This window comes from Lysobacter alkalisoli (assembly GCF_006547045.1).
Lineage (GTDB): Bacteria > Pseudomonadota > Gammaproteobacteria > Xanthomonadales > Xanthomonadaceae > Marilutibacter > Marilutibacter alkalisoli.
In genome coordinates this window covers 713,862-733,218 of the sequence record NZ_CP041242.1, presented here as the reverse complement: position 1 = coordinate 733,218, position 19,357 = coordinate 713,862, and the positions used below count along the sequence as shown (strand labels likewise).

At 67.2% G+C, this 19,357-nt stretch carries 19 protein-coding genes; 11 read left to right on the top strand and 8 right to left on the bottom strand.

The annotated features are described in order from the left end of the window. Window positions 1–2: 2 nt before the first annotated feature. Entirely contained in the window at window positions 3–1,004 is a 1,002-nt protein-coding gene (gap, locus tag FKV23_RS03145; protein ID WP_141622544.1) for a type I glyceraldehyde-3-phosphate dehydrogenase, read from the bottom strand. 165 nt (window positions 1,005–1,169) lie between these two features. Here gap and FKV23_RS03140 point away from each other — a divergent pair, with 165 nt between their 5' ends. The 7 genes from FKV23_RS03140 to FKV23_RS03110 all read left to right on the top strand — a co-directional run bounded on the left by FKV23_RS03140 (window position 1,170) and on the right by FKV23_RS03110 (window position 6,140). Next, window positions 1,170–1,799 carry an OmpW/AlkL family protein gene (locus tag FKV23_RS03140; protein ID WP_407067641.1) on the top strand — a complete coding sequence of 210 codons (630 nt, stop codon included), beginning with the start codon at window positions 1,170–1,172 and terminating at the stop codon, window positions 1,797–1,799. A gap of 71 nt (window positions 1,800–1,870) precedes the next feature. Continuing rightward, window positions 1,871–2,689, top strand: a complete 819-nt coding sequence (locus tag FKV23_RS03135; protein ID WP_141622543.1) for a S1/P1 nuclease — start codon at window positions 1,871–1,873, stop codon at window positions 2,687–2,689. A gap of 166 nt (window positions 2,690–2,855) precedes the next feature. Next, a complete protein-coding gene (gene cydP, locus FKV23_RS03130; RefSeq protein WP_141622542.1) occupies window positions 2,856–3,047 on the top strand; it encodes a cytochrome oxidase putative small subunit CydP in 192 nt (63 codons plus the stop codon). A gap of 5 nt (window positions 3,048–3,052) precedes the next feature. After that, window positions 3,053–4,624, top strand: a complete 1,572-nt coding sequence (locus FKV23_RS03125; RefSeq protein WP_141622541.1) for a cytochrome ubiquinol oxidase subunit I — start codon at window positions 3,053–3,055, stop codon at window positions 4,622–4,624. Window positions 4,625–4,636: 12 nt separating this feature from the next. Then, window positions 4,637–5,761: a cytochrome d ubiquinol oxidase subunit II gene (gene cydB / locus FKV23_RS03120; protein ID WP_141622540.1), complete on the top strand. Its 1,125-nt coding sequence runs from the start codon at window positions 4,637–4,639 to the stop codon at window positions 5,759–5,761. Next, window positions 5,761–5,886, top strand: a complete 126-nt coding sequence (cydX, locus tag FKV23_RS03115; protein ID WP_141622539.1) for a cytochrome bd-I oxidase subunit CydX — start codon at window positions 5,761–5,763, stop codon at window positions 5,884–5,886. The genes cydB and cydX overlap by 1 nt, the downstream gene beginning before the upstream one ends. Beyond that, on the top strand, window positions 5,886–6,140 hold the full coding sequence (locus tag FKV23_RS03110) for a cyd operon YbgE family protein (protein WP_141622538.1): 255 nt from the start codon (window positions 5,886–5,888) through the stop codon (window positions 6,138–6,140). Before cydX ends, FKV23_RS03110 begins: the two co-directional genes overlap by 1 nt. A gap of 186 nt (window positions 6,141–6,326) precedes the next feature. On the opposite strand, the gene trxC is transcribed toward FKV23_RS03110, so the two are convergent. The 5 genes from trxC to FKV23_RS03085 all read right to left on the bottom strand — a co-directional run bounded on the left by trxC (window position 6,327) and on the right by FKV23_RS03085 (window position 12,824). Next, a complete protein-coding gene (trxC, locus tag FKV23_RS03105; RefSeq protein WP_407067640.1) occupies window positions 6,327–6,758 on the bottom strand; it encodes a thioredoxin TrxC in 432 nt (143 codons plus the stop codon). 121 nt (window positions 6,759–6,879) lie between these two features. Further along, entirely contained in the window at window positions 6,880–10,125 is a 3,246-nt protein-coding gene (locus tag FKV23_RS03100; protein ID WP_141622536.1) for an efflux RND transporter permease subunit, read from the bottom strand. Continuing rightward, entirely contained in the window at window positions 10,122–11,270 is a 1,149-nt protein-coding gene (locus FKV23_RS03095; RefSeq protein ID WP_141622535.1) for an efflux RND transporter periplasmic adaptor subunit, read from the bottom strand. Before FKV23_RS03095 ends, FKV23_RS03100 begins: the two co-directional genes overlap by 4 nt. Before the next feature lie 14 nt (window positions 11,271–11,284). After that, window positions 11,285–11,488: a YgaP family membrane protein gene (locus FKV23_RS03090; protein WP_141622534.1), complete on the bottom strand. Its 204-nt coding sequence runs from the start codon at window positions 11,486–11,488 to the stop codon at window positions 11,285–11,287. 52 nt (window positions 11,489–11,540) lie between these two features. Then, window positions 11,541–12,824, bottom strand: a complete 1,284-nt coding sequence (locus tag FKV23_RS03085) for an NAD(P)/FAD-dependent oxidoreductase (protein ID WP_141622533.1) — start codon at window positions 12,822–12,824, stop codon at window positions 11,541–11,543. 285 nt (window positions 12,825–13,109) lie between these two features. Here FKV23_RS03085 and FKV23_RS03080 point away from each other — a divergent pair, with 285 nt between their 5' ends. The 3 genes from FKV23_RS03080 to FKV23_RS03070 all read left to right on the top strand — a co-directional run bounded on the left by FKV23_RS03080 (window position 13,110) and on the right by FKV23_RS03070 (window position 15,232). Beyond that, entirely contained in the window at window positions 13,110–13,454 is a 345-nt protein-coding gene (locus FKV23_RS03080) for an ArsR/SmtB family transcription factor (protein ID WP_141622532.1), read from the top strand. Window positions 13,455–13,460: 6 nt separating this feature from the next. After that, on the top strand, window positions 13,461–14,354 hold the full coding sequence (locus FKV23_RS03075; protein WP_141622531.1) for an MBL fold metallo-hydrolase: 894 nt from the start codon (window positions 13,461–13,463) through the stop codon (window positions 14,352–14,354). Between the two features lie 122 nt (window positions 14,355–14,476). Further along, on the top strand, window positions 14,477–15,232 hold the full coding sequence (locus FKV23_RS03070; protein WP_167284926.1) for a sulfite exporter TauE/SafE family protein: 756 nt from the start codon (window positions 14,477–14,479) through the stop codon (window positions 15,230–15,232). Window positions 15,233–15,265: 33 nt separating this feature from the next. On the opposite strand, the gene FKV23_RS17450 is transcribed toward FKV23_RS03070, so the two are convergent. Beyond that, window positions 15,266–16,855, bottom strand: coding sequence for a TonB family protein (locus tag FKV23_RS17450; RefSeq protein WP_244244082.1), 1,590 nt, complete (start codon window positions 16,853–16,855; stop codon window positions 15,266–15,268). After that, window positions 16,842–17,213 (bottom strand): BlaI/MecI/CopY family transcriptional regulator, encoded by a 372-nt coding sequence (locus FKV23_RS03060; protein ID WP_141622528.1) that lies wholly within the window; start codon window positions 17,211–17,213, stop codon window positions 16,842–16,844. Before FKV23_RS03060 ends, FKV23_RS17450 begins: the two co-directional genes overlap by 14 nt. 141 nt (window positions 17,214–17,354) lie before the next feature. On the opposite strand from FKV23_RS03060, the gene FKV23_RS03055 reads away from it, so the two are divergent. Continuing rightward, window positions 17,355–19,328: an acetyl-CoA hydrolase/transferase C-terminal domain-containing protein gene (locus tag FKV23_RS03055; protein ID WP_141622527.1), complete on the top strand. Its 1,974-nt coding sequence runs from the start codon at window positions 17,355–17,357 to the stop codon at window positions 19,326–19,328. The last annotated feature ends 29 nt before the right edge of the window (window positions 19,329–19,357 follow it).

Genomic DNA, 19,357 nt, shown 5'->3' with positions numbered 1-19,357 from the left:
GATCAGCCGGCGATGACGCGGGCCATCTCCAGGCACTTGTTGGAGTAGCCCCACTCGTTGTCGTACCAGCTGACCAGCTTGACGAAGGTCCCGTCCAGGGCGATGCCGGCATCGGCGTCGAATACCGAGGTGCAGGTCTCGCCGCGGAAGTCGGTGGCGACCACCTTGTCCTCGGTGTAGCCGAGGATGCCCTTCAACGCACCCTGCGACTGCGCCTTCATCTCGGCGCAGATCTCGGCGTAGCTAGCGTCCTTCTCCAGCTCCACGGTCAGGTCGACCACCGACACGTCGCTGGTCGGCACGCGGAAAGCCATGCCGGTCAGCTTGCCGTTGAGTTCCGGCAGCACCTTGCCGACCGCCTTGGCCGCGCCGGTCGACGACGGGATGATGTTCTCGAGGATGCCGCGTCCGCCGCGCCAGTCCTTCATGCTCGGACCGTCGACGGTCTTCTGGGTCGCGGTGGCGGCGTGCACGGTGGTCATCAGACCGCGCTTGATGCCCCACTTGTCGTTGATCACCTTGGCCAGCGGCGCCAGGCAGTTGGTGGTGCACGAGGCGTTGGAGATGATGGCCTCGCCCTTGTACTCGGTGTGGTTGACGCCGTAGACGAACATCGGGGTGTCGTCCTTCGACGGTGCCGACTGGATCACCTTCTTGGCGCCGGCATCGATGTGCTTCTGGCAGGTTTCCTTGGTCAGGAACAGGCCGGTCGACTCGATCACCACCTCGGCGCCGATGTCGTCCCACTTCAGGTTGGCCGGGTCGCGCTCGGCGGTCAGGCGGATCTTCTTGCCGTTGACAATCAGGTCGCCGCCTTCCACCGATACCTGGCCCTTGAAGCGGCCGTGCACGGAGTCGTAGCTGAGCATGTAGGCCAGGTAGTCCGGCTCCAGCAGGTCGTTGATGCCGACGATCTCGATTTCGCCTGCGAAGTTCTGGATCGCCGAACGGAATACGTTGCGTCCGATGCGGCCGAAACCGTTGATGCCTACCTTGATGGTCATTGCTGGAAGCTCCTGCGGCCGCGCCAGGCGGCAGTTGACGGGGAATGCGCATTCTAGCAGGGAAGCTGTCCGCGGCCGCGGAAACGGCCTGATTTGACCATGGTCAAACGACCGCCCCAAGCCGGGGCGGATAGTGGCGTCATCCACCAAGAGGAACCTACCCACATGTACATGCACAAAGGACTTGTCTGCAGCGCCATCGGCCTCATCCTCGGCACCGCCGCCCTGCCCGCCCTTGCCCAGTCCGCGGGCGAATGGACCCTCGGCGTCGGCGCCCATGTCGTCGATCCCAAGTCGGACAACGGCAGCCTGATCGGCGGCAGCGTGCCGATCAGGGTCGACAGCGACGTCAAGCCGACGATCACCTTCGAATACTTCCTCCGCGATGGCCTCGGCCTGGAAGTGCTGGCCGCCTGGCCGTTCGAGCACGACATCGAGATTCCCGGCGTCGGCAAGGCCGGCAGCACCCGGCACCTGCCGCCGACGGTGTCTCTGCAGTACCACTTCAACCATCGCGGCACCGTCTCGCCGTTCGTGGGTGCCGGCATCAACTACACGACTTTCTTCAGCGAGAAGACCCGTGGTCCGCTGGCCGGCAGCAAGCTGTCGCTGGACGATTCGTGGGGCCTGGCCGCGCACGTCGGCATCGACTTCACGGTCGGCGAGCGCAGCGCGATCCGGATCGATGCCCGCTGGATCGACATCGACACCGACGTGAAGATCGACGGCGCCAAGGTCGGCACGGCCAACATCGACCCTGTGGTCTACGGGGCCGCCTACGTGAAGCGCTTCTAGCCGTCCGCAGCGCGTCATGCGGACACCGGCGACAGCCTTGGCAGCGGGTCATATCGGCTACAGTGGCCGGCATGACCCGCCTGCTTTCCTGCCTGCTCGCCATCGCTCTGCTCATCCCCGTCCCGGTTGCGGCCTGGGGGCCGCTTGGCCACCGTCTGATCGCCGGACTGGCCTGGGACGGGATGACGCCCGAAGCCCGCGCCGAAGCACTGGCCCTGCTCGAAGGCGAGGACGACCCGACCCTGGCCGGCATCGCCAACTGGGCCGATCAGCTGCGCGCAGAGGATCCCGACCTGGGCCGCCGCAGCGCGCGCTGGCACTACGTGAACATTGCCGAGGACGACTGCCACTACATCGCCGCCCGCCACTGCAAGGGCGGCAACTGTGTGGTCGAGGCGATCAACGACCAGGCCGCGATCCTCGCCGACCGCAGCCGGCCGCGCGCCGAACGCCTGCAGGCGCTCAAGTTCGTCGTCCACTTCGTTGGCGACGTGCACCAGCCGTTGCACGCCGGCCATGGCCACGACAAGGGCGGCAATACCGTCCAGATCAGCATCGACGACGGCAGTCGCGACGGACGCGGCAGCAACCTGCATGCGCTGTGGGACAGCGGCCTGCTCAACAGCGCCCGCCTCGACGAGGCGCAGTGGCTGGCACGGCTGCGGACGCTGCCGGCGCCTGTTCACGCGCCCGCTACCGGCTCGGCGGCAAGGTGGGCGGAAGCTTCGTGCAGCGCGGTCATCCAGCCCGGTTTCTACCCGGCCGGGCCGAAGGTCGGAAGGCGCTACATGGACCAGTGGCGGCCGGTTGCCGAGGCACAGTTGCGTGCGGGAGGGCAGCGGCTGGCAGACATGCTCAACGCCGCGCTGGCGAGTTCGCAAGGGAATTAAGGCCGCCCACCCGGCTTCCGGGAGTCAACGAATCCCGGCTGCGACTCCTGATTGGAGCGGTCGAATGGATGGCAGGACAAAATGCCCAATGGATGGCAGGAAACAGTTCTTCTAGAGTTTGTCGCAATCACAGCCTGACCCACCCTTCACTACCGGGGTAGGCACGATGCTCGAACCGACAAAACGCACGACGCGACAGGGGCCGCACTGGGCCTGGCGGCTGCGTCGCCACCTGGGCTGGGTGCTGGCGATCAAGATCGCCTTCATCGCCCTGCTGTTCGCGTTCTTCTTCTCCGGCGGGCAACGTCCCGACATCGACGCCGGCGAGGTCTCCGACCGTCTCCAACTGCACAGGTGATTTCCATGCCCGACTTGTACGTGGTCGATCTGTCCCGCCTGCAATTCGCCATCACCGCGCTTTACCACTTCCTGTTCGTGCCGCTGACGCTCGGGCTGGCGCTGATCATGGCGATCATGGAAAGCGTCTACGTGATGACCGGGCGCGAGATCTGGAAGCAGATGACCAAGTTCTGGGGCATCCTGTTCGGCATCAACTTCGCCATGGGTGTCGCCACCGGCATCACCATGGAGTTCCAGTTCGGCACCAACTGGGCCTACTACTCGCACTACGTCGGCGACATCTTCGGTGCGCCGCTGGCGATCGAAGGGTTGATGGCGTTCTTCCTGGAGAGCACCTTCGTCGGCCTGTTCTTCTTCGGCTGGAACCGGCTGTCGAAACTGCAGCACCTGACCGTGACCTGGCTGACCGCGATCGGCGCCAACCTGTCGGCACTGTGGATCCTGATCGCCAACGGCTGGATGCAGTACCCGGTCGGCGCCGAGTTCAACTTCGAGACGATGCGGATGGAGGTAACCGACTTCGCCGCGGTGCTGTTCAATCCGGTCGCACAATCCAAGTTCGTGCATACGGTCAGCGCCGGCTATGTCACCGGGGCGATGTTCGTGCTGTCGATAAGCGCCTGGTATCTGCTCAAGGGGCGCAACGTGGAGTTCGCGAAACGCTCGATGGCGGTCGCGGCCAGCTTCGGCCTGGCCTCGGCGTTATCAGTGGTGGTGCTCGGCGACGAGAGCGGCTACACCGCTTCGGAAAACCAGCAGATGAAGGTGGCCGCTATCGAGGCCGAGTGGCATACCCAGGCACCGCCGGCCTCGTTCACCTTGTTCGGTTTTCCGGACATGGAGAAGCGCGAGACCGTCGCCGGCATCCACATCCCGTGGGCACTGGGCCTGATCGCGACCCGGTCGCTGGACGAGCAGGTGCCCGGCATCCACGAGCTGGTCGAACAGAACCGCGAGCGCATCCGCCGCGGCATCCAGGCCCATGCCGCGTTGCAGGCGGTGCGCGCCGACCCGGACGATCCGGACAAGCGCAATCTCTTCCTTGCCCTGCGCCACGACCTGGGCTTCGGCCTGCTGACATTGCGCTACGTCGACGACCCGGCCAAGGCCGACGAGGCGGTCATCGACCGTGCCGCATGGAGCACGGTGCCCAACGTGCCGGTGCTGTTCTGGTCGTTCCGGATCATGGTCGGGCTCGGCTTCTACTTCATCCTGCTGTTCGGCTACGCCTTCTACCTGGTTTCCCGGCGCCGGTTCGATCGCCCGCGCTTCCTGCGCCTGGCACTGTGGAGCCTGCCACTGCCGTGGGTTGCGGCCGAGCTGGGCTGGATCGTCGCCGAATACGGCCGCCAGCCGTGGGCGATCGATGGCGTGTTGCCGACCTTCCTGGGCGTGTCCTCGACCAGCGCCGGACAGGTCACCGCCAGCCTGATCGGCTTCGTGGTGCTCTACACCGCGCTGGCAGTCGTCGATGTCGTGCTGATGAAGCGCATGATCAAGGCCGGTCCCGATGGACTCAACGTGTGGCCGCTCGATCGCATCGGCGACGGTTCCATCTCCCCCTCCCAGCCCTGACGGAGCCCGGCCATGTTCGATTACGAAACCCTTCGCGTGATCTGGTGGCTGCTGCTGGGCGTGCTGCTCATCGGCTTCGCCGTGAGCGACGGTTACGACCTCGGGGTGGGCGCGATCGTTCGCCTGCTCGGTCACGACGACGTCGAGCGACGCATGGTCCTGGAGTCGATCGAACCGCACTGGGAGGGCCACCAGGTCTGGTTCATCCTCGGCGGCGGCGCAATCTTCGCAGCCTGGCCGCTGCTGTACGCGGCGTCGTTCTCGGGATTCTATTTCGCGATGTTCCTGGTGCTGCTGGCGTTGATCCTGCGCCCGGTCGGCTTCAACTTCCGCAACAAGCTGCCATCAAGGCGCTGGCGCGGAACCTGGGACTGGGCGCTGACCATAGCCGGCGTGGTGCCGGCACTGGTGTTCGGCGTGGCCTTCGGCAACCTGTTCCTGGGCGTGCCGTTCCACATGACCGAGAACCTGCTGCCGGTCTACGACGGTTCGTTCTTCGGACTGTTCCACCCCTTCGCGTTGCTGGCCGGTGTGGTCAGCCTGGCGATGCTGGTCATGCACGGCGCCACCTTCGCGGCGATGAAGATCGAGGATCCGGTTGGCCTGCGCGCCCGCCGTATCGCACGGATCACCGCACTGGTGACACTGGTTGCCTTCATCGCAGCCGGACTTTGGCTGACGGTGATGGGCGGACACGAGATTGTGGGGACTGCGGCCACGCTGGGGCCGTCCAATCCGCTGCAGAAGCAGGTGGAGGTGGCCAACGGTACATGGCTGTCGCATCACCGCGAGAATCCGTGGACGCTGCTGGCACCGGTGCTGGCGGTGACGGGACTGGTGGCGGTCGCGCTGCTGCGCCAGCGCCGCCTGGCCTTCGTCGCCAGCGCCATCGCGGTGGCCGCGATCATCTTCACCGCCGGCCTGGCGCTGTTCCCGTTCCTGCTGCCCTCGGCGACCGACCCGTCGCACGGACTGACCGTATGGGATGCGTCGTCGAGCCCGCGCACGCTCGGCATCATGCTGCTGGCGACGGTGGTGCTGCTGCCGATCGTACTGGTCTACAGCACCTGGGCGTTCCGGGTGATGCGCGGGCAGGTCACCCACGCGCACGTGGCCGAATCCGAGGAGGGTTACTGATGTGGTACTTCACCTGGATCCTGGGGCTGGCCTTCGCCAGCGCCTTCGCGATCCTCAATGCGATGTGGTACGAGATGCATGCCGAGCGGACGGAAGGTCGCCCGGACCGTCCGCCCGGGACCTGATGGCCCGCATCGTCTCACTGCTGCTGGCGCTGACGTTGTCGGCAGCGCTACTGATACTGCCGGCGATGCGGGCGCGCGAACTGACCTCCGCCGGCCATGGCTTGCTGATGCCGCTGCTGATCTTGGTATGTGCACTGTTCGTGCATGGCCTCGGCCTGCGTCCACAACGGCGCTGGGCGCAGGCGATGTTGTCGCCCTGGCTGCTGTGGCCGGCTTCGCTGGTGCTGGCGGCGACATGGTGGTGGCTCAGCTGAACCCCGCCGATGGGCCGAGCCGCTGGCCGGGTTGCTTCGACGGATTGAAGAACACCGGCCTGAAGCGCTCGCGCCGGCCCCGCCGTCGAGCACCCGCAGCGCGCTGCCCGCATGCCAACGCACATGCTCGCGCTTGAAGAATCCCGCCAGGGCGTTGCGTTGTCGTGGCATCGACATGACGGCGCCTCAGAGATGCGACCGCGCCCAACGCACTATTTCGCCGCCTGGCAAGGCGCCGGACATGCGCGCCAGCTCGCGCCCGGCCCTGAACAGCACCAGGGTCGGGATGCTGCGGATGCCGAAGCGTGCGCCGAGTTCCGGCTGCGCCTGGGTGTCGACCTTGGCCAGCCGCATCGTGGGCTCGAGTTGCGCGGCGGCGGCCTCGAAATGCGGCGCCATCGTCCGGCACGGGCCGCACCATGGCGCCCAGAAGTCGACCAGCAGCGGCAGATCGCTGCGGACCGCGTGCGCCTCGAACGCGGTGGTGGATTCCAGTGCCAGCGGGTGCGCGGTGAACAGCGGCTGGTGGCAGCGTCCGCACCCGGGCGCGTCGCCGAGGCGTCCGGCCGGCACGTTGTTGATCGCCATGCAGTGCGGGCAGGCGATTTTCATTGGCATGACTCCCGGCGGTGTGTTCATGGCATGTTGCCGCAGCCGGCATGGATGGCACCATCGCCGCCCTTCACCGCCGGCAGCACGGCAAGCGCGACCAGGCCGGCGACGCGGGGCCTGGTCGGGATCATTCGGAAACTTCCCGGCGACGATGCAGGAGGGCGTAGTACAGCAGCGGGATCACGACCAGGGTCAGCACGGTCGAGACCAGGATGCCGAAGATCAGCGACACCGCCAGTCCGTTGAAGATCGGGTCGTCGAGGATGAAGAACGCGCCCAGCATCGCCGCCAGGCCGGTCAACGCGATCGGCTTGGCCCGCACCGCGCAGGCATCGATCACCGCCTGCTCCGGCCGCGCACCTTCGGCGACGGCCTGGTTGATGAAGTCCACCAGCAGGATCGAGTTGCGCACGATGATGCCGGCCAGGGCGATCATGCCGATCATCGACGTCGCGGTGAACTGCGCGCCGAGCAGCGCATGCCCCGGCATCACCCCGATCACGGTCAGCGGAATCGGCGCCATGATCACCAGCGGCACCAGGTAACTGCGGAACTGCGCGACCACCAGCAGGTAGATCAGCACCATGCCGGCGGCGTAGGCGATGCCCATGTCGCGGAAGGTCTCGTAGGTGATCTGCCATTCGCCATCCCATTTCACCGCGAAGTGGCTGGTGTCCTCGGGCTGGCTGATGAAGTGCTGGCGAAGCCTGTGGCCACCGACTTCCTCGCGGCGCAGCTGGCCGACCAGGTCGAACATGCCATACAGCGGACTGTCGAGCCGGCTGGCCTCGTCGCCGGTCACGTACACCACCGGCAGCAGGTCCTTGTGATGGATCGCGCCGTCCCAGGCCGGACGCTCGACCGTGACCAGTTCCGACAGCGGCACCAGCTGCCCCTCCCCGCCACGCACGCGCAATGCCAGCAGCCGTTCGAGGCCGGCCTGGTCGGCCACCGGCAGGCGCAGGCGCACCGGACGCGGGTACTTGGATCGCCCGTCCTGCACCCAGGTCGCATCCAGTCCCCCGATCGCCGCGGCCAGGGCGTCGGCGATCGCCGCCTGCGGCACGCCCAGGCGCGATGCACGGACGCGATCGACCACCAGGACCTCGCGCGGTGCATCACTCTCCACGGTGGTGTCGATGTCGACGATGCCCCCGGTCGCGGCGAAGCGACGCGCCAGTTCGAGCGCCAGTTCGCGGCTGCGCGCATGGTCGGGGCCATACAGTTCGGCAACCAGCGGCGCCAGCACCGGCGGCCCCGGCGGCACCTCGACGACCTTGACCGAAGCGCCATGTGCACCACCGATCGCGGCCAATGCCGGACGCAGCGCGCGGGCGATCTCGTGGCTCTGGCGATGGCGGTCGTGCTTGTCGACCAGGTTGACCTGCAGGTCGCCGACGTTGCTGCCGCTGCGCAGGAAGTACTGGCGGACCAGGCCATTGAAGTTGATCGGCGCGGCAGTGCCGGCATAGCCCTGGTAGTCGAGGACCTCCGGCACCGTGTCCACCACCGCGGCCAGCTCGCCCAGCAGCGCGTTGGTGTCCTCCAGGGTGCGCCCCTCGGGCAGGTCGACCACCACCTGCAGTTCGGACTTGTTGTCGAACGGCAGCATCTTCAGCACGACCCATTCCAGTACCGCCAGCGATGCCGCCAGCACCACCAGCGCCGCCATGCCGGCAAACAGCATGCGCCGGCGCCGGCCGCCGCGAGCGGGATCGAGGAACGGACGCATGACCCGGCCGAACAGCCGGTGCAGGCGGGATTCGCCGCCGTCCGCTGCCGCCGCCGGTGCGTGCGCCACGTGCCGCGAGAGCAGCTTCAGCGACAGCCACGGCGTCACCACGAGCGCGATGGCCAGCGACAGCAGCATGCCGGCCGAGGCGTTGATCGGGATCGGCCGCATATACGGCCCCATCAACCCGGATACGAATGCCATCGGCATCAATGCCGCGATCACGGTGAAGGTGGCGAGGATGGTGGGACCGCCGACTTCGTCGACGGCCGGGGGAATCGCCTCGCGCAGGCTCCTGCCCCGGCCATCCTTCCCACCGATGGTCATGTGCCGATGGATGTTCTCCACCACCACGATCGCATCGTCGACCAGGATGCCGATCGAGAAGATCAACGCGAACAGCGACACGCGGTTGAGGGTGAACCCCATCGCCCACGACGCGAACAAGGTCACCGCCAGGGTCAGCACGACCGCGCTGCCGACCACGATCGCCTCGCGCCAGCCCAGCGCGAACAGCACCAGCAGCAGCACCGAGCCGGTGGCGAAGACCAGCTTCTGGATCAGCTTCTGCGCCTTGTCGGTCGCGGTGCGTCCGTAGTCGCGGGTGATGGTGACGCTGACGCCGTCCGGAATCAGCTCGCCCTGCAACTGCGCCATCCGGCGCTCGACCGCTCCGGTAATGTCGGCGGCGTTGCTGCCCGGCTTCTTGGCGATCGCGATGGTGACTGCGGGGGCGACGCCCTGTGCCGGTCCCGCGCGTCCCGCCGGTGCACCGTGCCAGACATACCGGGCGGGAACATCACCGCCGGCCCGCACCTCGGCCACGTCGGCCAGTCGCAGCGGGCGCCCCCCGCTCAGTCCGATCACCAGTCCGGCAACATCGTCGGCATCGGCGAGAAACGTGCCGGCGGTCACCGGCACCGCGCCCTCGCCGGCGATCCGTTCGCCGGCATGGCGCACCACGTTGGCCGCCTGCAGCGACTGCGCGATATCAGCCAGGGTCAGGCCATGGGCGGCCAGCCTCGCCGGATCCAGCGTGACCGCGACCACCCGGTCCGGCGCGCCGATGGTGTAGACATCACGGGTGCCGCGGATGCGCTTGATCTCGGTTTCCAGCGAATGCGCGACCTCGGCCAGGTCCGTTGCATTCCGCCGTGGATCGTCGGTCCACAGCGTCAGGCTCATCACCGGCACGTCGTCGATGCCCTTGGGCTTGATCAGCGGCGTACCGACGCCCAGGCCCGCGGGCATCCAGTCCTGGTTGGAATAGACCTGGTTGTACAGGCGCACGATCGCCGGCTGCCGCGCAACGCCGACGGTGTATTCGACCGTCAGCACGGCCATGCCGGGCCGGCTGATCGAGTAGATGTGCTTGATGCCCTCGATCTCCGAGAGCTTCTGTTCCAGCGGCGTGGCCACCAGTTGCTCGACGTCGCGCGCGCTCGCCCCGGGCAGCGGTACGAACACGTTGGCCATGGTCACGTCGATCTGCGGTTCTTCCTCGCGCGGTGTGATCGATACCGCGACCAGGCCCAGCAGCAGGCCCAGCAACGCCAGGATCGGGGTCAGCGGGTTGGCCTGGAAAGCCGCGGCAAGCCGGCCGGACAATCCCAGGCGGACGGGCGGCTGCGGCCCGGTCATGGCCGGGCCCCACCCGCCTCGCGCTGTGCCGCCAGCGCCTGGAGCGCGGCCACCGGATCGGTTGCGATGCGTTCGCCGGGCTTCAGCCCCGCCAGCACTTCGACTTCATCGCTCTCGACTTCATCGCTCTCGACACCGCCGTCCCCGACATGAGCGCCACTGCGCCGCCCGAGCCGGACCTGGCGCAGGCTGAGGCGGTCATCGGCCAGCACGTAGACGCCGCTGACCTCGCCGCGTTGCACCAGTGCCGAGTACGGCACCCGCACGACCCCCTGATCCGCGTCCTGCTCGGTCGCAGCCGGGAACAGCACTTTCGCGGTGACCCCCGGTTGCGGTGCCGGCTGTCCGGACTGTTCCAGGTCCGGCAGCAGAACACGCACGCCCACGCTATGGGTGGCCGGCTCGGCCGCCGGAAACACGATCAGCCGTGCCGCCTCGACCCGGCGGCCGTCATCCAGCATGACGATGGCCCGTCCAGCCGCGCGGATCGCCGCGGCCTCGGACTGCGGCACCTGGACTTCGATGCGCAACGCACCCGGCGCATGCATCGAAAACAATGATTGGCCGGGCACGACGGTCTCGCCCGGCTCGACCCGGCGTGCACTGACGATGCCGGCGAACGGCGCCCGCACCACGGTGTACTCGGTCTGCCTGCCGGCCTGCGCCAGGTCCGCGCGCGCGGCATCGCGCGCGGCCATCGCACTGTCGCGTGCGGCGCGGGCCTGGTCCAGCTGGGCACGCGAAACGTACTGGCTATCCTCCAACGCAGCGAAGCGCCGGTAGTTGCTTTCGGCTTCGACGACGGCCGCCTCGGCGGCGCGCAGGGCTGCCTGCGCCATGCGGGCGCCGGCCTGCTGCTCGACCTCCGTGATGCGCAGCAGCACCTGGCCCTGCTCCACGCGGTCGTCGACGTCGACGGTGATCGTGGTGATACGGCCGCCGGTCTGTGCCGACAGATCGGCCTGCTGCACGGCCTCGACCACGCCGTCCCAGCCACGGCCGCCGATGCCACGGCCGGCTTCCACCGTCATCGTCTCCAGTTGCGCCAATGGCGGCATCGACTCCGGACCGGAATCGTCGGAGCAACCGGCCAGGGCCACCAGCAATCCGGCCAGCACGGCCGGGACATGGAACCGGGTCCTCATGCGCGACGATTCCTTCAACGGAAGGCGCAGCCGCTGCCGACGCCGAGCCTGCGCAACAGCATCGCCGCCGGACAGAAGCCGGTGAAGCTGGCCTGCAACAGATTCAGGCCGACGAAAGCCGTCAGCAGCCACCACCAGGGCGAGACGAGCTGGGTCAGCGCCACGCTGGCGAGGATCATCACGCCGGCGAACGCCATCACGGCACGGTCGAGATTCATGGTCTTTCTCCTCATGGATGTGTTCGGTGTGAACGTACGATTCGATGCACGCTCAGCGTCCGTGCGGCTTCAGCCGTTCGATGCCGAGCAGGGAGAGCACGTGTTTCTCGATCACCGGCTCGGACGTGCCGTGCCGCATCTTGAACAGGAAGTACTTTTCGAAAGCGATCTTGGCCAGGTGCACCCAGCGCCCTTCCCTGGCCCAGGTCACGTTGCGCGGCGGGATCTGCGGCAAGGCGACGAAGGCGATGCCGGAATCGCCCATGTCGGCCAGGCACACCGCGTTCCAGGTGCCCTCGAACGTCGCCGGCTCGCCCTTCAGTTCGGCGGCGATGTTGCGCACGATGGTGGTCACCATCGATTCGATCATGAAGCCGGTCTTGGGTGCGCCGGTGGCGACCGGGGTCGCCTCCACCGGCGGGATCGCGACGCAGACGCCGGCCGAGAAGATCTCCGGGTAGCGGGTGTTGCGCTGGTGCCTGTCGACGGTGACGAAGCCTCGCGGGTTGCACAGCCCCTCCACCGCGGCCACGGCATCGACACCCCTGAACGCCGGCAGCAGCATCGCGTAGCTGAAATCCAGCGCATGCTCGCGACGCACGGCGCCGGCGTCGTCGTGCTCCAGCACCGTCATCGTCCCGGCGTCGACCTGCTGCACCTTGGCGTTGGTGATCCACTTGATGTGGCGCTGGCGCAGCTCCGACTCCATCAGGCCCTTGGAATCGCCGACGCCGCCCAGCCCCATGTGCCCGACGTACGGCTCGCTGGTCACGAAGGTCATCGGCACCCGGTCGCGCAGTTTCCGCTTCCGCAGATCGGCATCGAGGATCAGCGCGAACTCGTAGGCGGGGCCGAAGCAGCTCGCGCCCTGCACCGCGCCGATCACGACCGGGCCCGGGTCGTCCAGGAACGCCTGATAGGCCTCCCAGGCCCGCTGCGCGTGCGCGGTGGTGCAGACCGACTGGGTGTGGCCGCCATCCGGCCCCATGCCCGGCACTTCGTCGAAGGCGAGCTTGGGACCGGTGCAGATCAACAGGTAGTCGTATTCGTGCTCCGTACCGTCGGCGGCATGCACGCGCTTGTGCTCGGGATCGATGCGCAGGGCGGCGTGGGGCACGAAGCCGATGTGCTTGTTCGCCAGCGGTTCGGTCGCATCGAACGTGAAGTCCTCAGCCTTGCGCCAGCCCACCGCGAGCCAAGGGTTGGATGGCGTAAAGCTGAAGCGTTCGCCATCGCCGATCACCGTGATGGGGTGCGCAGGACCCAGCGCTTCGCGCAGCTCGTAGGCTGCGCTCATGCCGGCAAGGCCGGCACCAAGTACGAGGAAGTTGGCCATGGCAGTGCTCCCGAGCGGTGGACCCGATGCTCCTCCAGCGGCCGGGAGGGTTGTTGACCCCGGTCAAGGGCGGCGGAGATCGCGACTTGCCATTAATTTAGATGTTACTTATATTAGTGTCAACTAATATTTTGTGCGTGCAGCCCACCGGCACCGGGCAGCAGCCCCGCCCGTGGCGCCGCCTGGCTCCGGCAAGGCAGGCCCGATCACCGATGGCATCATTGGCCGGGCCGCTGCCGGCCTAACCTTCGTTTTCCGTTGACTCGAAAGAGCGCCATCACCGAGATGCCCGGAACCATCCACCCGCCAACCCCGCCCAGCGCCGAACAGATGCGCGCCCACGCAGGCGACGCCACGCGCCTGCTGAAGGCGCTGGCCAACGAGCGGCGGCTGATGATCCTGTGCATGCTGGTCGAGGGCGAGCGCTCGGTCGGCGATCTCAACGCACACCTGGAACTGAGCCAGTCCGCGTTGTCTCAACACCTGGCCGTACTCAGGGAGGACGGTCTGGTCAGTACCCGCCGCGAGGCCCAGACCATCTACTACGCACTGGCCGAAGGACCGGCACGGCACATCATCGACACCCTGCACCGGATCTATTGCGCAGGCGACCCGTCACTTCGCGGGTGAACGAACATGCACGACCGGCCCAGGATCGAACCGTTCTTCCATGAGGGCACCGGCACCTGGTCCTACGTGGTCAGCCGCGGCACCGACGCGGTGATCATCGATCCGGTGCTGGACTACGAGCCTGCCTCGGGCCGCATCTCGACCGCCTCTGCCCGGCGTCTGCTCGACCATGTCGGGCGCGAAGGACTCCGCGTGCACCGGATCCTCGAAACCCACGCCCACGCCGACCACCTCAGTGCGGCCGCCTTCCTGCGCGCCAGCACCGGCGCCCCGGTCGCGATCGGGGCCGGCATCCGTGCGGTACAGGCAAACTTCGCGGGAGTATTTCAGCTGGCACCCACGGACCCGGTGCTCACCGACGCCTTCGACACGCTGCTGCGTGACGGCGACACGATCGAGGCCGGCGCGCTGCGTTTCGAGGTCATGGCCACCCCGGGTCACACTGCCGACAGCCTGGCCTACCGGATCGACGATCATGTGTTCGTCGGCGACACCCTGTTCGCTCCGGATGTCGGCGCCGCCCGCTGCGACTTTCCCGGCGGCGATGCCGAATCGCTTTACGCCGCGATCCAGCGCCTGTACGCACTGCCCGACTCCACCACGCTGTGGCTGTGCCATGACTACCCGAGCGGCGGCCGGGCACCACGCGCCAGCGTCAGTGTCGGCGAAAGCAAACTGGAAAACCGCATGCTGCGTGGCGACACGTCATTGCAGGCCTTCGTTGAGGCACGCCGCACACGCGATGCCGCACTGCCCGCCCCGAAACTGCTCTATCCCTCCCTGCAGGTGAACATCCGTGGCGGACGCCTCCCGCCCGCCGCCTCGAATGGCCAGCGCTACCTGACGACGCCGCTCAGGATCGAGCTTCCCGCGGAAGGCCTGGTCGAAGACAGTCCGTAGACGCCGCTCCGACGGCCTATCGAATCCATCGCCGCGACCACTTCCGCGGTGATGCAGCATCGGGTTGTCGGCTGCCGGCACCACAGGCAAGCTGTGAGCATGCTGCGTCGACCGTCCGGCCCGTGACCGAAACCGAAACCGAATTGATCCTCGCGTTGCTGCTGTTGCTGGTGGCAACGCTGTATTCCTCTGTCGGCCACGCCGGTGCCAGCGGCTATATCGCGGCGATGGCGTTGCTCGGGCTGGCGCCGGAACAGATCCGTCCAACCGCGCTGGCGCTCAACCTGCTGGTCGGCGGCATCGGTCTGTTCCGCTTCTGGCGTGGCGGCCACGTGCGATGGCGCAACGTGCTGCCGTTCGTGCTGGCCTCGGCGCCGGCGGCATTCCTCGCCGCACAGGTGCAGTTGCCGAAAGAGAGTTTCTCGATGCTGCTCGGCGCGGTACTGCTGGTCGCCGCGATCGGGGTATTCCGCCACGCCTCGCATGCCGAGGAAGAGGACGCTACTGCCGCCGGTCATCGGGTGCCGTGGATCCCCGGCCTGCTGGCCGGCGCCGTCATCGGCACCCTGTCCGGCCTGACCGGCACCGGCGGCGCGATCTTCCTGACCCCGCTGCTGCTGTTCGCCCGCTGGATGCCGACCCGCGAGGCCAGCGGCACCTCGGTCGCGTTCGTCTGGATCAACTCGCTGACCGCGCTGGCCGGGCTGATGCACGCCACCGGCACCCTGCCCACGGCCCTGCCGCTGTGGCTGGGCGCAGTCGCCGTCGGCGCGTTGATCGGCACCCAGATGGGCCTGAGCTGGCTGCCGACAAAAATGCTTCGCCGCGCGCTCGGCGTGGTGTTGCTGATCGCGGCGGCGAAGCTGTTTTTTGCTTGAGTCTGCTCCCCGGGTGCGCTTCGCTTACCCGGGCTACGACTGTCCCGGGGCGGCCGGCATCATGTTGACGGTCGGCACTTCGGCTGCAGGCGCGTCGGGAGCGAAGTCCACCGGCACCCTCACCCGTCCCGGCACAGCCACACCGTTCTCGGTGGCCGGATTGAATGTCCAGGTGCGTGCCGCTTCGATCGAGACCTGGTCGAATACGCCCGCTGGCTCGGCCTTTTCGACTTCAACGCCAGTAACCCGTCCCTGCGCATCGACATCCAGCAGCAGCACCACCCGGCCTCCGATGTTTTCCTTCGCCGCCGCAGCCGGGTATTTCGGTGGCGGCGTCTTCTCTTGCGAAGATGTCCCGGCCTCTTCCCGATGCGCTATGGCATCGGCATGCTGCACGACCAGTCCAAGTTCAAACCCCTTGCCCGGGCGGCCATTGGCATTGCCACCGATCGTGATCCCGGAGTCCTCTCCAACCTTGACGATCAGACTCGGTGCCGCCTGAAGTTCTCCATCGCGCAGGATGCGACTGGCGATGTCATAGGTTTCGTCGTCACGCGAGGTGATAGTCAGCGCGACTTGCCAATGCTGGCCGTTGAGGTTGAACGGATATATCACCTCGCGCCCCGGCATGACGCGCCCGGACGTCGTTTCTTCATGACCATCCAGACGGGCACGCAGGCCGATTACATGTTCGCCCTGAGCCGTCATCGCGGTTCCGGCTACCGTGACAGCACGCTCCGGCTGCGCCGCCCATGCCACCGCACCCGTTGCGATGGCAAGTGCGGTGACCAGTACGGCGCCGGTGGCGATGCGTTTGGTTGATTTCGGGTTCTGCTTCAACATCTCGATCCTCTCCCTGAGTGGATGGCTGAAACCCCAGTGGCAGCCGATAGGCAACGGCTGGCTGGCCAGCTGGGTGTGGAGCATCGCCTCGCCGTAGGCGCGACGGTGGTGCGGGTGGCGCGAAAGCACGCGCTGGTCGCAGGCCAGTTCCTGGTCGTGGCGAAAGTGGCGCGCGGCGAGGTGGACGAGCGGGTTGAACCAGTGGATGCAGCGCAACAGAGCGACGAGCGCATTGAGGTGCAGGTCGCCGCGGCGGATGTGGGTGCGCTCGTGCAGTTGCATCAGCGCGCGCTGATCGGTGCTGTAGCGGTCGTCGAAATCGGCCGGAACCACGATCCGCGGCCGCAGCAGGCCGATCGCGGCCGGCAATCCGGCTATGGTCGTGGCCTGGTGGCTGCCGTCGTCCCGGCGCCGCAACGGTCCGAGTGCCTGGGAAAATGCGCGTTGCTGCAACAGCAGACGCAGGCCCATCGCGATGGTCCCTGACACCCAGGCGACGGCCAGCACCGGCACGAAGTCGAACGATGCGGTTTCCGTCGGCACGACGATGGCATCGACAATCGGGATGATGGCGAACATCGGCAGCACCCCCGTCACCGCTTCCCGCGCCGGCAAGAGCACCGCGACCAGCACCGCCGGCACCATCAGCCAGGCGGCATAGGCCACGCCGGCTCCGAACACCTGCCGTAGCGACCGCCGCACCAGCAGCACCACGACAATAGCCGCACCGGCGGCCAGCGTAGTCTCCAGCAACAGCCCGATCAGGTCAGCGGCGTTCATCGTCGAGCCCATCCAGCAATGCGCGCAGCTCGCGGATGTCCTTCGCACTCAGCTTGTGCTGCTGGCTGAAGTGCGCGACCAGCGGCGCAACGCGGCCATCGAACAGGCGTTCGAGCAGGCCCTCGCTCTCGCCCTGCACCCAGTCCTCGCGGCGCAGCGCAGGCGAATACAAATATCGACGGCCTTCCTTTTCGGCCGTGATCGCGCCTTTCTTCAGCAGGCGGTTGAGCAGGGTCTTGATGGTCGGCTCCTGCCACTGGCGGGCGTTGGCGAGCGCTTCCACCACCTCGTCGGAGGACTGCGGCGCCCGCGTCCACAGCACTTCCATCACTGCCGATTCGGCTTCACTGATCCTCATTTCCGCACCACCGTTTACGTTCGTAATTTAAAATCAGATTACGCTCGTAAACGATTATGTCAAGCCCCGCCCGATCCGCCGTCACCAGATGCATCCGCGTGGAGGCGCTAGGCTTGCACGATGACCGACAACACCGCTCCCATGACTACACCGTCTCTCGATGCCGTCGTCGATCGCATATTGACTGTCGTGCAGGGCCCGCTGCGGGTGGGCGCACCACTCGGCCTCGGCAAGCCGCACCGGCTGCTCAATGCGCTGTATGCCCGGATAGAAAAAGACGCCTCGCGCCCGCTGCGGATCTGCACCGCGCTGTCGCTCGATCCGCCACCGGCAAGCGGCAAGGGACTGGAAGGCCGCTTTCTCGGTCCCTTCGTCAAGCGCCACTTCGGCGACGACTACCCGCGCCTGACCTACGTACAGGCGATGCGGCGCGATGCCCTGCCCGCCCATGTCGAGGTCGAGGAGTTCTACATGCAGTCCGGCGCGATGCTGGGCTCGACGCAGGCACAGCGCCGCTATGCCAGCCTCAATTACACCCAGGTCGCACCCGCACTGGCCGATCGCGAGATCAACGTCGTCGTGCAGAAGGTCGCGCGCGAACCCGGTGGCACCCGGCTGTCGTTGTCGAGCAACACCGACCTCACTTTCGACCTGTTGGCGGCGTTCGAAGCCGAGGGACTTCCTCGCCCGTTGATGGTGGCCGAGGTCGATCCCGAACTGCCATGGCTGGACGGCAGCGCGGCGGTGGCCGCGGACTTCTTCGACATCGTGGCCGAACCGCCTGGGCCGCACCCGAAGCTGTTCGGGCTGCCGCGCCAGCCGGTCAACGACATCGACTACGCGATCGGCTTCCATGCCAGCACCCTGGTCAAGGACGGCGGCACCCTGCAGATCGGCATCGGCGCGCTGGCCGACGCGCTGTGCCATGCGCTGGCCCTGCGCCACACCGACAACGCCGCCTACCGGCGCGTGCTGGCCGCGCTCGGCTCACCGGCCGCCGATGACCCGGCGCTTGGCGGCTTCGAACGCGGCCTGTATGGCTGCAGCGAAATGATCAACGAAGGCTTCCGCCGGTTGGTGGAAGCAGGGGTGATCCGGCGCAAGGTCATCGACGATGTCGACCTCATGCAACGCGATGCCGATGGCCGCATGAGCGATGCCGACCGCGAGCGGCTCGAACGCGAGGGCCAGTTCCTGCACGGTGCGTTCTACCTCGGTTCCACCGAGTTCTACCAGTGGCTGCGCGACATGCCGGACGAAGTTCGGCGGGCGGTCGGCATGTGCCCGGTCAGTGCGGTCAATGAACTGTATGGCGGCCACGAAACGCTGGAGCGCCTGCAACGCCGAGACGCGCGTTTCTTCAACAGCTGCATGATGGCGACCGCGCTCGGCGCCGCGGTGTCCGACGCGCTCGACGACGGCCGGGTGGTGTCCGGCGTCGGCGGCCAGTACAACTTCGTCGCGATGGCACATGCGCTGCCGCGCTCGCGTTCGGCACTGATGTTCCGCGCGGTGCGCGAAAGCGGCGGACGCTCGACATCCAACGTGGTCTGGAACTACGGCCACACCACCATCCCGCGCCACCTGCGCGATGTGTACATCACCGAGTACGGCATCGCCGACATCCGCGGGGCGACCGACGAGGACTGCATCGCAGCGATGGCCCGCATCGCCGACGCACGATTCCAGGACGATCTGCTCGAGCAGGCGAAGTCGGCCGGAAAAATTGCGGCTGATTTCACCCTGCAGGAAGGCGCGCGTGGCAACACCCGCGAATCACTGCGAAAAAGGCTCGCGCCGCTGCGCCACGACGGCACCCTGCCGGACTATCCGCTCGGCAGCGACTTCACCGAGGTCGAGCAGCGCCTGGTCCGCGCCCTGGCCTGGCTCAAGGACGCCACCGCCAGCCGCGGCGGAAAACTGCGCGCCGTGTTGCGCGCGATGACGACGCCTGCCAGCACCGACTCCGAGGCGCTGCAGCGAATGGACCTGGTCGAACCCGCCGGCTTCACCGCGCGGCTGGAATCACGCCTGCTATCGCTGGCGCTGCGCAATACCGGTCGACCCGCTGCCAAAGCCATTGGCCCCCGCCTTCGCGGGGGTGACGATCAGTGATTGCAACGATCGGTGATTGCCCGGAGCGA